Genomic DNA, 12,791 nt, shown 5'->3' on the forward strand with positions numbered 1-12,791 from the left:
AGTAATCATGAGTCAGGGGTATTTAAACTTCCCACATATCGATCCAATATTATTTCAAATTGGACCATTGGCGATACGTTGGTATGGCTTAATGTATTTATTTGGTTTTATGTTTGCATTATGGCTAGCAAATAAACGTGCAGATAAACCAAACAGCGGTTGGACGAAAGATCAAGTCAGTGATCTTCTTTTTGCCGGCTTTCTTGGTGTCGTTATTGGTGGTCGAATTGGTTACGTCCTGTTTTATAATTTTGGATATTTCCTAGATAATCCGTTGTATTTATTTGAAGTATGGACCGGTGGAATGTCTTTCCATGGTGGGTTATTAGGTGTTATTAGTGCGATGCTTTGGTATGGCTATAAAAACAACCGTAGCTTTTTTACCATTGCCGATTTTGTTGCACCCTTGGTTCCGTTTGGCTTAGGCGCTGGTCGTTTAGGTAATTTCATGAATGGTGAACTGTGGGGAAGAGTCACTGATGTGCCTTGGGCGATGGTATTCCCTAGTGGTGGTCCATTTCCGCGTCACCCATCGCAATTGTATGAATTTGCATTAGAGGGAATTGTACTCTTCTTAATTTTGAACTGGTTTATTCGTAAACCTCGTCCATTAGGAGCGGTTTCTGGTTTATTCTTATTTGGATACGGCACATTCCGTTTCTTGGTTGAATATGTTCGTGAACCTGATGCACAATTAGGGTTGTTTGGCGATTGGATTTCAATGGGACAAATTCTATCATTACCAATGGTGATAGGTGGTTTATTGATGATGGTTTGGGCATTTAAGCGTAATCTTTATGCGACTGATTTGAAGAACAGTGGCGATAAGCAAAATAGCTCAAAACAAAAAGCAAAATAAGCTAGAATAGCGATAATAACGATTTTTAGTAATGGCCTCTTCGTTAGAGGCCATTTTTTTAAGCCAATTTTAGAGAGCATGACCGTGAAGCAGTATTTAGACTTATGCCAACGTATCGTTAGTGAAGGAACTTGGATTGAGAACGAGCGCACCGGAAAGCGTTGTTTGACGGTAATTAATGCCGATTTAACTTACGATGTTGCCAATGGTGAATTTCCTTTGGTGACAACTCGCAAGAGTTTCTGGAAATCTGCGGTTGCCGAAATGATTGGTTATATTCGTGGTTATGATAATGCCGAAGATTTTCGTCAGATTGGTACTAAAACATGGGATGCCAATGCGAACTTAAATAATGCTTGGTTAAATAACCCTCACCGTAAAGGTGAAGATGACATGGGACGTGTGTATGGCGTTCAAGGTCGTTCATGGGCAAAACCTAACGGTGAGTTTATTGATCAACTAAAAAAGATCATTGATGATTTAAGCCAAGGTATTGATGACCGTGGGGAAATTTTAAATTTCTATAATCCAGGCGAGTTTGATATGGGGTGTTTGCGTCCGTGCATGTACTCACACCACTTTTCGCTATTAGGTGATACATTATACTTAAATAGTACTCAACGCTCTTGTGATGTCCCTCTAGGCTTAAATTTCAATATGGTTCAGGTGTATTTTCTACTGGCTATCGTTGCTCAAATTACAGGACATAAAGCAGGTAAAGCGTACCATAAAATTGTGAACGGTCACATTTACGAAGATCAGCTTGAATTGATGAAAGACGTCCAGTTGAAGCGTGAACCGTTGAAAGCGCCGGTCTTTAAGATTAACCCTAAGATTACTTCTTTAGAAGATTTAGAAACCTGGGTCACAATGGATGATTTTGAAGTGATTGGCTATGAAAGCCATGAAGCGATTAAGTATCCTTTTTCTGTATAATATGTACTGAAAAATAAAAAGCCCCAGAGTGATTACCACTCTGGGGCTTTTTTATTTATCTGCTCAGTTTACACGGTTAACGCTAAAACACTGCCAGGAAGGATAATAAATACAAAGCTTAAATATCCAGCCACAACACCTTTGTTGCGGTTTGCCATTTCAGCAATCCATTCTGCGCCTTTCAGTGGCAATTCACGTAGGAAAGGAGTGCCATAAATAACTAAGGTAGCAATAACATTAAAGCATAAGTGAACCAGTGCAATTTGCAGAGCAAATACTGCGTACTCACCAGAGACTGCAGTCGCTGCTAATAACGCGGTAACACACGTTCCAATGTTTGCTCCAAGAGTAAATGGGTATACATCACGAACTTTAAGTACACCAGTTCCAACTAAAGGAACCATTAGGCTTGTTGTTGTCGATGAAGATTGAACTAATACCGTCACAACAGTACCAGAAGCAATACCATGCATAGGACCACGGCCAATTGCGCTCTTTAGAATATCTTTAGCACGGCCAACCATTAAGCTCTTCATCAATTTACCCATTAAGGTAATCGCGATGATAAGAATAGCAATACCAAGACCAATCATAACTAAACCTCCCGTCATGCTTCCAAAGCTAGACAATGGTTCTTTGATTGCGCTAATTACTGGTTTTGTAATTGGTTTAATGAAATCAAATCCTTTAATACTCATGTCGCCTGCGTTTAGCAGTGGAGATACCAACCATGCAGATAATTTTTGGAAAATACCAAACATCATCTCTAGTGGTAAGAAGATAGCAACAGCAAGTAGATTAAAGAAGTCATGCACGGTAGCACACGCAAAAGCACGTCTAAATTCAACTTTACAACGAGCGTGACCAAGGCTGACCAGAGTATTGGTGACTGTTGTTCCAATGTTTGCACCCATCACCATAGGGATGGCTGTTTCTACTGGTAAACCACCGGCGACTAATCCAACAATAATTGAGGTTACTGTAGAAGATGATTGAATTAATGCCGTTGCCACTAAGCCGATCATTAGACCTGCTATTGGGTGAGAAGCAAATTCAAATAGTACTTTAGCTTGTTCACCAACAGACCATTTAAATCCTGTTCCGACCATTGCAACAGCTAATAAAAGAAGGTAAAGCATAAATGCTAAGTTTGCCCAACGCAGCATGCGTGAGGTATTGCTCATTGTTGCTGCAGGAATTGATTGGGTATTCATAGTAAAGCTCCGTACCGAAATAATAGGTTGTCGGTTTATTTAATCTGAAGCGATAGTAGATAATGAATATTTCAGAAATATTACAGTGGTGGATAAAACGGTAATAAATCCGTCACACAATGTGGAATGGGATTCATTATGTTTGTATTTCATTTTAATTTATTGATATTTAACAGGTTTTATTCTTTATGACAAAAGGTAATATAAATTATTTTTTGAAACTATTTTGTTCTATATTGCGTAAAGATGACGTTTATAATAATTTAAATACGGAATATCCGATGTTTTTGGTGTTTTTTTTATGCTTTTTACGAAATGAATGTCTTCGCTGTCATAAATGACGTATCTTTTGGAAAAGATCAATGTAGGAACCGTTATGTCACATTTAAACTATAACCATCTTTATTATTTTTGGATGGTGTGTAAACAAGGATCGGTAACTAAAGCTGCTGAAGCATTATTTTTAACGCCGCAAACGGTGACTGGGCAAATCAAGGCATTGGAAGAACGCGTTGATGGTAAATTAACGAAACGTAATGGACGCAACATTGAGCCAACAGAATTAGGGCAATTAATTTATAAATACGCCGATCGTATGTTTGGCCTTAGTTATGAGATGTTAGATATAGTTAATTATAGTCAACAATCAAATGTGCTATTTGATGTTGGCGTTGCTGATGCTCTTTCTAAACGATTAGTGAGTAAAGTACTTTCAACCACTATTCCTGAAGATGCATCAATACATCTTCGCTGCTTTGAATCGACCCATGAATTGCTACTTGAACAATTATCTCAACATAAATTAGATATGATCTTATCGGATTGCCCTGTTGACTCAAGTCAGAATTCTGGACTTTTCAGCAAAAAATTGGGTGAATGTGGAATGAGTTTTTTCTGCTCTAAAGAAATGACGGATATTCAATTCCCGGAAGTATTAGAGAAAAAAAAGGTACTGATCCCTGGCAGTCGAACATCAATGGGAAGAAAGGTGGTTCAGTGGTGCGATCAGCAAGGTATTACGCCTAATATTCTAGGGGAATTTGATGACGTTGCTCTAATGAAGGCCTTTGCCCGTGAGAATGACTCTGTATTTTTAGCCCCCACGGTTTATATGAATGAGGCTGACTCTGATCTTTCTTTGCACCGAATCGCTGATGTAAAAGATTTAAAAGAAGAATATTACGTTATTTTTGCAGAACGAATGATTCAGCATCCGGCAGTAAAAAGTATTTGTGAAGCTGATTTTTCACAGTTATTTGATTTTAATTTGCAAAAATAGAATGCTTTAAGCTAAATTAGCAGAAACTAAATTAGATGGCAGGTATATTTATGGATTTACAACAAATGGAGAAAAACGCTCCGCAAGCAGTCACACTACTAAAAGCAATGGCTAATGAACGTCGATTATTTATTCTTTGTTTATTGCTGGAAGGTGAACTTTCAGTGGGTCAAATAGCAGAACAGTTGTCATTAAGTCAATCTGCATTGTCTCAACATCTTGGTTGGTTGCGTAAAGATGCGTTGGTTTCGACAAGAAAAGAGTCTCAAACCGTGTTTTATTCATTAAGCAGTCATGAAGTTAAATCAGTAATCCAATTATTACATAATTTATATTGTTCAAAATAAAACAGAATTAACGTAGATAAGGAAGATGAAGAGGTGGCACTCTTTGTTTTCTAAATAACAGACATAAAAAAACCGACCTAGGTCGGTTTTTTCTTATTTCTAACTGAGAATCAAATTTCTATTAAAGAGCTTTGATTGCTGCAGTGAAACGCGCTTTATGACGTGCAGCTTTATTCTTATGAATAAGGCCTTTAGTCGCCATGCGGTCTAGAAGTGGAGTTGCAATAGCTAGTGCAGCAGTTGCAGCTTCTTTATCACCAGCTTCAATAGCTGCGATAGTTTTTTTCATGTAAGTGCGCATCATTGAACGACGGCTAGCGTTGTGCTGGCGACGTCTTTCAGCTTGAGTTGCGCGCTTCTTAGCAGATTTACTATTTGCCAAGGGTTTAACTCCCAAAAACGTAGTTCGGTGACAATTTAAGGTCGGGAAATATGCACCCATTGAACCTAAATGTCAAATGATTTGTGTAAAAACCAAGCTGTCTCAAACAAAAGTTTGATGAGAATGGCAAAACACGGTTAAGATGGCGTGCATTCTAACAGCATTTTTTACAGTTAGTAAGCTCTTTATGGTCATCATCACCATCTTTGTGAGGTTTTTTTGTGAGTAAACGACTTTTACGTTCTGGCTTAATCGTCAGTATCATGACTTTAGTGTCTCGAGTACTCGGTTTAGTCCGTGATGTAGTAGTGGCAAATTTAATGGGCGCAGGGGCATCTGCAGATGTTTTCTTCTTTGCGAATAAGATACCTAACTTCTTACGCCGCTTATTTGCTGAGGGGGCTTTTTCACAAGCCTTTGTCCCTGTATTAACCGAATATCACGCCAGTGGTGATGATAATAAAACGCGAGAATTAATTGCGAAAGCGTCGGGAACTCTTGGTGTGCTTGTCACCATTGTTACTTTTTTCGGTATTTTAGGCTCTGGTGTCGTAACTGCATTATTTGGGGCCGGTTGGTTTATGGATTGGTTGAATGATGGGCCTAATGCGCCTAAATTTGAGCTTGCTAGCTTCTTATTAAAAATAACCTTTCCTTATCTCTGGTTTATTACCTTTGTTGCTTTATCCGGTGCGATTTTAAATACGTTAGGTAAATTTGCCGTTTCTTCTTTTACTCCTGTTTTTTTAAATGTAGCCATTATTGCTTGTGCCTATTTTATTTCACCAAACTTAGAGCAACCTGAAATTGGGTTAGCGATTGGTGTTTTTCTTGGCGGTTTAATTCAATTCTTATTCCAGATCCCATTTCTTTATAAAGCCAAAATGTTGGTTCGTCCGCAATGGGGTTGGAATGATCCTGGTGTTGTAAAAATTAGAACCTTAATGATCCCTGCATTATTTGGGGTATCGGTAAGTCAAATTAACTTATTGTTTGATACTTTTATCGCGAGTTTCTTAGCGACGGGTTCTATCAGTTGGCTTTACTATTCGGATCGTTTATTAGAGTTCCCATTAGGGTTATTTGGGATTGCTATTGCCACTGTGATCCTACCTGCACTCTCTCGTCAGCATGTTGATGCAAAAGGGGCGGGGTTCTCTAATACGATGGATTGGGGAGTCAGAATGGTTATTTTACTTGGGATCCCTGCAATGTTAGGTTTAATGGTATTAGCAAAACCCATGCTAATGGTATTGTTCATGCGTGGTGAATTTTCACCAAATGATGTACATAACGCCTCGCTGTCTTTGATCGCCTATGGGTCAGGCTTATTAAACTTTATGTTAATCAAGATATTAGCGCCTGGTTATTATGCAAGGCAAGATACTAAAACTCCGGTTCGTTACGGCATCATTGCGATGGTTACGAATATGGTTTTTAATGCTATTTTTGCGTCTTTCTATGGCTATGTTGGCCTAGCAATGGCAACAGCATTGTCTGCATTTGTGAATATGGCATTATTATATCGCGGATTACATTTAGCGAATGTTTATAAATTATCAAAAGAAACCATGATATTTATTGTGAAATTGGTTTTATCTGGTGCCATTATGGTTGGCGTTTTATTGTGGTTTATACCAGCAATGAACGTATGGCTTGAGTGGGATCTAGCAAAAAGAATGGCCATGTTATTAAGCTTTATTGCTCTTGGTGCGGTAAGTTATTTAATTCCTGCTGTGATATTGGGTTTGCGCCCACGTCAATTACGAGTTAATGCATAATCTTGTTATTCACTGAGTTGAGTGGTTTGGCTAGTAAGATTAGTATATAATTCGTCAGTTTTTTTGAGCAAATAAATTGATATTGAGATAATGGAATTAATCCGAGGCATTCATAATATTACGCCAAACCATCAAGGTTGCGTAATGACTATTGGTAATTTTGATGGCATTCACTTAGGACATCAACAAGTATTACAACAAGTTAAGGCCAAAGCTAAGCAATTAGGTTTGCCTTCTGTTGTCATGACATTTGATCCTCAGCCAATGGAATTTTTTGCTAAAGAAAAAGCGCCAGCTCGACTGACTCGTTTACGAGATAAATTTGTTCAGCTTAATAAGTTGGATATAGATCGCCTGCTTTGTATTAATTTTAATCATAAATTTGCACAGCAAACGGCAGATGAATTTGTTGAACACTTGTTGGTTAAGCTATTGGGTGTTAAGTTTCTGGTTATTGGTGATGATTTTTGTTTTGGAAAACATCGCTTAGGTAATTTCGATATGCTACAAAAAGCGGGTGAAAAATACGGCTTTGAAGTAGTGAATACAAAAAGTTTTTGTATTGAGAAACAGAGAGTCAGCAGTACTGAAATTCGTAATGCGCTTGCTGAAAACAGATTAAAAGATGTCGCCGTGATGTTAGGGCGAGATTACAGTATTACCGGCCGTGTATCCCATGGTCGAAAGTTGGGGAGAACGATTGGTTTTCCTACAGCAAATATTCCATTGAAGCGTTGTGTTTCTCCTGTGTCTGGCGTTTATGTTGTTCAAGCCAAAGACAGCAGTGGTAAGCAATTAGGTGGTGTGGCCAATATTGGTCATCGCCCAACGGTAGATGGCGTTCGTCAACAACTTGAAGTTCACTTCTTTGACTATAAAGGCAATTTATACGGTCAACAATTGGATGTGGAGCTACTTTGTAAGTTGCGTGATGAGCATAAATTTGAGTCATTTGACGCTCTAAAACAACAAATAGAATTAGATTCTCAGGCAGCGCGGGTGTGGCTGTCTGAAAACAAATAACATTTCATTTCGCCCAAGTAACGGAATTAAGAATCGATGAGTGACTATAAAGAAACCTTGAACCTGCCTGAAACAGGATTCCCAATGCGTGGTAACTTGGCTAATCGTGAGCCAGTAATGCTTAAGCATTGGTATGATGAAGATCTTTACGGCGAGATCCGTAAAGCGAAAAAAGGTAAAAAATCGTTTATATTGCATGACGGCCCTCCGTATGCAAATGGTGACATCCATATTGGTCATGCACTGAATAAGATTCTTAAAGACATTATTATTAAGTCAAAAACGCTTTCTGGCTTTGATGCACCATACATTCCTGGTTGGGATTGTCATGGTCTACCAATTGAATTGATGGTAGAGAAGAAAAAAGGCAAGCCGGGTCAAAAAATCTCTGCGGCTGAGTTCCGTGAAGAATGTCGTAAATACGCGGCAGTTCAAGTTGAAGGCCAAAAAGAAAGCTTTAAGCGTTTAGGTATCATGGGTGAGTGGGACAAACCATACCGCACTATGGATTTCGGTACTGAAGCAAACATCATTCGTTCATTAGGTAAAATTGCAGACCAAGGTCACTTACTTAAAGGATTTAAACCTGTTCACTGGTGTACCGATTGTGGTTCAGCATTGGCTGAAGCGGAAGTTGAATACCAAGATAAATTCTCCCCATCTATTGATGTGCGTTTTGTTGCTGCAGATGAAGCGGCAACATTAGCTAAATTCAGTACGCCTGAAGGTCATCAAGGTGAAGGTGAATTATCGGTTGTTATTTGGACTACAACACCTTGGACATTACCTGCAAACCGTGCAGTAGCACTACATGCTGATCTTGAATACGTATTAGTTCAAGTAGAAGCACACGGCGAACAAAAAGCAGAACGTTTAATTCTTTCATCTGAGCTAGCAAAATCTGTGATGGATCGTGCGGGTATCGAGCATTTCCATAACTTAGGTTTTGCAAAAGGGTCTGATCTAGAGCTTCTTCAATTTAACCACCCATTCTATGGTTTTACGGTTCCAGCTATTTTAGGTGAACATGTAACGGTAGACTCAGGTACAGGTATCGTGCATACGGCACCTGGTCACGGTCAAGAAGATTTCGTTGTTGGTAAAAAATACGATTTAGAAATCGCAAACCCAGTAGGATCAAACGGTGTATACCTTCCTGATACTGAATTGTTTGCTGGTCAACACGTATTTAAAGCGAACGACTCAGTTATTGATGTATTAAAAGAGAAAGGCGCATTACTGCACCATCACGCGATTGAACACAGCTACCCACATTGCTGGAGACACAAAACACCAATCATCTTCCGTGCAACACCACAATGGTTCATCTCAATGGATCAAGCGGGTCTTCGTGCAAAAGCATTAGAAGAAGTGAAGAGTGTTGAATGGATGCCTGAATGGGGTCAAAGCCGCATTGAAGGTATGATTGAAGGTCGCCCAGAATGGTGCATCTCTCGTCAACGCACTTGGGGTGTGCCAATCGCTCTATTCGTTCACAAAGAAACGTCTGAACTGCACCCTGATTCACTAGAGCTAATTGAAAAAGTAGCAAAACTAGTTGAAGAGAAGGGCATTCAAGCATGGTGGGATCTTGATATCGCCGAGCTAATGGGTGAAGGCGACGCAACGAAATACGAAAAAGTATTAGATACATTAGATGTATGGTTCGACTCAGGTGTTACTCACTTCTCTGTTGTTGATTCTCGTGAAGAATATAACTTCCCTCAAGAAGAGAGAACACACAGTGCTGACCTTTATTTAGAAGGTTCAGATCAACACCGTGGTTGGTTCCAATCATCGTTGATTTCATCTGTTGCAATGAAAGGTAAAGCACCTTACCGCCAAGTACTAACACACGGTTTCGTGGTAGATGGTAATGGTCGTAAGATGTCTAAATCTGTCGGCAACGTGGTTGCACCAAAAGACGTAACTAATAAACTGGGCGCAGATATCCTTCGTCTATGGGTTGCTTCTACTGATTACACTAACGAAGTTGCGGTTTCTGATGAAATCCTAAAACGTTCAGCGGACGCATACCGTCGTATTCGTAATACGGCACGTTTCTTCTTAGCGAACTTGAATGGTTTTAACCCTGAAACAGACATCGTTCCTGCTGAAGAAATGGTTGCTCTTGATCGCTGGGCTGTTGGTCGTGCGTTTGCTGCACAAGAAGAAATTATCAAGTCTTACGATGAATATAATTTACATGAAGTAACTCAACGTTTGATGCATTTCTGTTCAATCGAAATGGGTTCTTTCTACTTAGATGTGATTAAAGATCGCCAATACACAGCGAAGAAAAGCGGTCATGCTCAACGCAGCTGTCAAACGGCGCTTTACTACATTGTAGAAGCATTAGTTCGTTGGATGGCACCAATCATGTCATTCACGGCTGATGAAATCTGGAATGAAATGCCTGGTAAGCGTGATAAGTTTGTCTTTACTGGCGAATGGTATGAAGGTCTGTTTGATCTTGCTGAAGGTGAAGATCTAAATAACGAATTTTGGAGTGAAATCCAAGCGGTTCGTGCATCAGTTAATAAACTTCTTGAAGCGGCTCGTGGTGAGAAAGTTATTGGTGGTTCACTTCAAGCTGAAATCACGCTATATGCAGATGATGCGCTCGCTGCAAAAATTAATAAGCTTGATAATGAATTACGTTTTGTTCTTCTAACATCAAGCGCAACAGTGAAACCACTAAGCGAAAAATCAGAGTCAGCAAAAGCAACAGAACTTGCTGGTCTGTTTGTTGATGTTGCGGCTTCTGAAGCGGCGAAGTGTGAGCGTTGTTGGCACCATGTTGCTGATGTAGGTACTATCGAAGGGCACGAAGAAGTGTGTGGTCGTTGTGTATCTAACGTTGAAGGCGAAGGCGAAGAGCGTAAATTTGCATAATGACTAGCGATAATAAGACATTACCGCTGCTTAAAGAATCTGGACTTCGCTGGCTATGGCTAGCGGGGTTGGTTTTTATGGCAGACATCAGCATTAAGTTATTTGTGATGAAAGAGATGACTTATGGTTGGGCGAACCGAATTGAAGTTTTGCCTTTCTTTAATTTTCTTTACGCTCATAACTATGGTGCTGCATTTAGCTTTTTAAGTGATCAAGCCGGTTGGCAACGCTGGTTTTTTACCGGTATTGCTATCGCTGTATGTGGTTTACTTGCCTATTGGATGCGCAAAGCACCACAAACGGACAAGTTAAATAACATCGCGTATGCACTGATCATTGGTGGTGCGATTGGTAATGTGTTTGATCGCTTAGTTCATGGTTTTGTAGTGGATTATCTTGATTTCTATTGGGGTAGCTACCATTGGCCAACGTTCAACTTAGCGGATGCTGCGATTTGTATTGGTGCGGGATTGATCATCTTAGATGGATTTCGTTCTAATAAAAAAGAACAATAAGATAAAGTAAAAACATAAGCGCTGCCCGTGAATTCGAGGTGGCGTTTTTTTTAAGTGTTATACCAATATTATTGGTGTTATCTAAGGAAAGACAATGTCAAAAATTGAAAGTAACAGTGAAGTAACCTTACACTTCACTATAAAATTAAAAGATGGCTCGATCGCAGATAGTACCCAGACATCAGGAAAAGCCGCTAAGTTTACAATGGGTGATGGCAGTTTAAGTGAGAATTTTGAACAGTGTTTATTGGGTTTAGAAGCGAATCAGTCTAAGAGCATTGAATTAAATGCAGTTGATGCATTTGGTTTACCTAATCCTGATAATATTCATCATATGGATCGTAATCGATTTGTAGGTGATGCTGCCGCTGAAGTTGGTACTATTATGGCATTCACCGGACCTGATGGTGTTGATATTCCGGGGATCATTACTGATATTGCCGGAGATTCCGTTACTGTCGATTTTAATCACCCATTATCTGGTCAAGATGTTATCTTTGACGTAGAAATCGTAGCGGTTGGATAACCCAACAAAAAATAGAGATAAAAGATGAAAATAGTATTAGCGAACCCTCGTGGATTTTGTGCCGGTGTTGACCGTGCCATTAGTATTGTTGAACGAGCGCTTGAATTATATAAAGCCCCTATTTATGTACGTCATGAAGTGGTTCATAACCGTTTTGTCGTCGAAGGATTAAAGCAACGCGGTGCTATTTTTGTTGAAGAGTTAAGTGAAGTTCCTGATGATAATATCGTGATCTTTTCAGCTCACGGGGTATCTCAAGCAGTGCGTACTGAAGCAAAAGAGCGAGCATTAACCGTATTTGATGCTACTTGCCCATTAGTAACAAAAGTTCATATGGAAGTTGCTCGTGCAAGTAAAAAGAGCATTGAAGTTGTTTTAATTGGCCACGCTGGTCACCCTGAAGTTGAAGGGACCATGGGACAATATGCGAGTGAAACCGGTGGAATGTATTTAGTCGAGACACCTGAGGATGTTGAGAAGCTGATTGTTCAAGATCCAAATAATCTTCATTATGTTAGCCAAACGACTTTATCAGTTGATGAAACCGCAGATGTTATTGATGAATTACGCCGTGTATTTCCAAAGATCCAAGGCCCGCGTAAAGATGATATCTGTTATGCCACACAAAACCGTCAAGATGCAGTGCGAGATATGGCAAGCCAAGTTGATGTGATGATAGTTGTTGGCTCTAAAAATTCATCTAATTCAAATCGATTGCGTGAACTGTCTGAAAAATTAGGCACTACGAGTTATCTGATTGATTGCCCTGAAGAGCTGAAAGAAGAATGGTTAACAAACCAAGCGAAAGTTGGTGTTACCGCCGGCGCATCAGCACCTGAAGAATTAGTTAATCAAATCATTGAACAAGTAAAAGCCTTTGGTGGTACGACTGTGGATGAGTTGAAAGGGCGTGAAGAAAACATGTTTTTTGAAGTACCAAAAGAATTACAAATTAAAACTGTGTCTTAAAAGTTCGCATAGCGATTCATAATAATTTGAGATAGAGTGAAAGATACAAATTTAAAGGAGTACAC

At 39.5% G+C, this 12,791-nt stretch carries 12 protein-coding genes; 10 read left to right on the forward strand and 2 right to left on the reverse strand.

Features of this window, described 5'->3' with window-relative positions; genetic code table 11:
* Positions 1 to 7: 7 nt before the first annotated feature.
* Positions 8 to 859, forward strand: a complete 852-nt coding sequence (lgt, locus tag AACV33_RS04415) for a prolipoprotein diacylglyceryl transferase (protein WP_012549380.1) — start codon at positions 8 to 10, stop codon at positions 857 to 859.
* A gap of 84 nt (positions 860 to 943) precedes the next feature.
* Entirely contained in the window at positions 944 to 1,795 is an 852-nt protein-coding gene (locus AACV33_RS04420) for a thymidylate synthase (RefSeq protein ID WP_065611658.1), read from the forward strand.
* 68 nt (positions 1,796 to 1,863) lie between these two features.
* Here the strand turns inward: AACV33_RS04420 and AACV33_RS04425 are convergent, their stop codons facing one another.
* Positions 1,864 to 3,009 carry a Na/Pi symporter gene (locus AACV33_RS04425; protein WP_017020423.1) on the reverse strand — a complete coding sequence of 382 codons (1,146 nt, stop codon included), beginning with the start codon at positions 3,007 to 3,009 and terminating at the stop codon, positions 1,864 to 1,866.
* 376 nt (positions 3,010 to 3,385) lie between these two features.
* Here AACV33_RS04425 and nhaR point away from each other — a divergent pair, with 376 nt between their 5' ends.
* Both nhaR and AACV33_RS04435 read left to right on the forward strand, forming a co-directional pair.
* The gene (gene nhaR, locus AACV33_RS04430) at positions 3,386 to 4,288 is read left to right on the forward strand and encodes a transcriptional activator NhaR (protein ID WP_023604103.1); all 903 of its coding nucleotides are present in this window, start codon (positions 3,386 to 3,388) and stop codon (positions 4,286 to 4,288) included.
* A 50-nt stretch (positions 4,289 to 4,338) separates the two neighbouring features.
* The gene (locus AACV33_RS04435; RefSeq protein WP_023604104.1) at positions 4,339 to 4,635 is read left to right on the forward strand and encodes an ArsR/SmtB family transcription factor; all 297 of its coding nucleotides are present in this window, start codon (positions 4,339 to 4,341) and stop codon (positions 4,633 to 4,635) included.
* Between the two features lie 121 nt (positions 4,636 to 4,756).
* Here AACV33_RS04435 and rpsT read toward each other — a convergent pair whose 3' ends face one another.
* A complete protein-coding gene (gene rpsT / locus AACV33_RS04440) occupies positions 4,757 to 5,017 on the reverse strand; it encodes a 30S ribosomal protein S20 (protein ID WP_012549385.1) in 261 nt (86 codons plus the stop codon).
* A 221-nt stretch (positions 5,018 to 5,238) separates the two neighbouring features.
* Between rpsT and murJ the strand changes: the two genes are divergently transcribed.
* The 6 genes from murJ to ispH all read left to right on the forward strand — a co-directional run bounded on the left by murJ (position 5,239) and on the right by ispH (position 12,726).
* Positions 5,239 to 6,798 (forward strand): murein biosynthesis integral membrane protein MurJ, encoded by a 1,560-nt coding sequence (gene murJ / locus AACV33_RS04445; protein ID WP_012549386.1) that lies wholly within the window; start codon positions 5,239 to 5,241, stop codon positions 6,796 to 6,798.
* 90 nt (positions 6,799 to 6,888) lie between these two features.
* A complete protein-coding gene (gene ribF, locus AACV33_RS04450; protein WP_182699929.1) occupies positions 6,889 to 7,821 on the forward strand; it encodes a bifunctional riboflavin kinase/FAD synthetase in 933 nt (310 codons plus the stop codon).
* A 36-nt stretch (positions 7,822 to 7,857) separates the two neighbouring features.
* The gene (gene ileS / locus AACV33_RS04455) at positions 7,858 to 10,716 is read left to right on the forward strand and encodes an isoleucine--tRNA ligase (RefSeq protein ID WP_065611640.1); all 2,859 of its coding nucleotides are present in this window, start codon (positions 7,858 to 7,860) and stop codon (positions 10,714 to 10,716) included.
* A complete protein-coding gene (gene lspA, locus AACV33_RS04460) occupies positions 10,716 to 11,231 on the forward strand; it encodes a signal peptidase II (RefSeq protein WP_017020427.1) in 516 nt (171 codons plus the stop codon). The genes ileS and lspA overlap by 1 nt, the downstream gene beginning before the upstream one ends.
* A gap of 94 nt (positions 11,232 to 11,325) precedes the next feature.
* Complete coding sequence (gene fkpB / locus AACV33_RS04465; protein WP_017020428.1) at positions 11,326 to 11,757, forward strand: FKBP-type peptidyl-prolyl cis-trans isomerase; 432 nt, start codon at positions 11,326 to 11,328, stop codon at positions 11,755 to 11,757.
* Positions 11,758 to 11,781: 24 nt separating this feature from the next.
* The gene (ispH, locus tag AACV33_RS04470; protein ID WP_017020429.1) at positions 11,782 to 12,726 is read left to right on the forward strand and encodes a 4-hydroxy-3-methylbut-2-enyl diphosphate reductase; all 945 of its coding nucleotides are present in this window, start codon (positions 11,782 to 11,784) and stop codon (positions 12,724 to 12,726) included.
* The last annotated feature ends 65 nt before the right edge of the window (positions 12,727 to 12,791 follow it).

Source organism: Aliivibrio sp. SR45-2, assembly GCF_963890165.1.
GTDB lineage: Bacteria > Pseudomonadota > Gammaproteobacteria > Enterobacterales > Vibrionaceae > Aliivibrio > Aliivibrio salmonicida.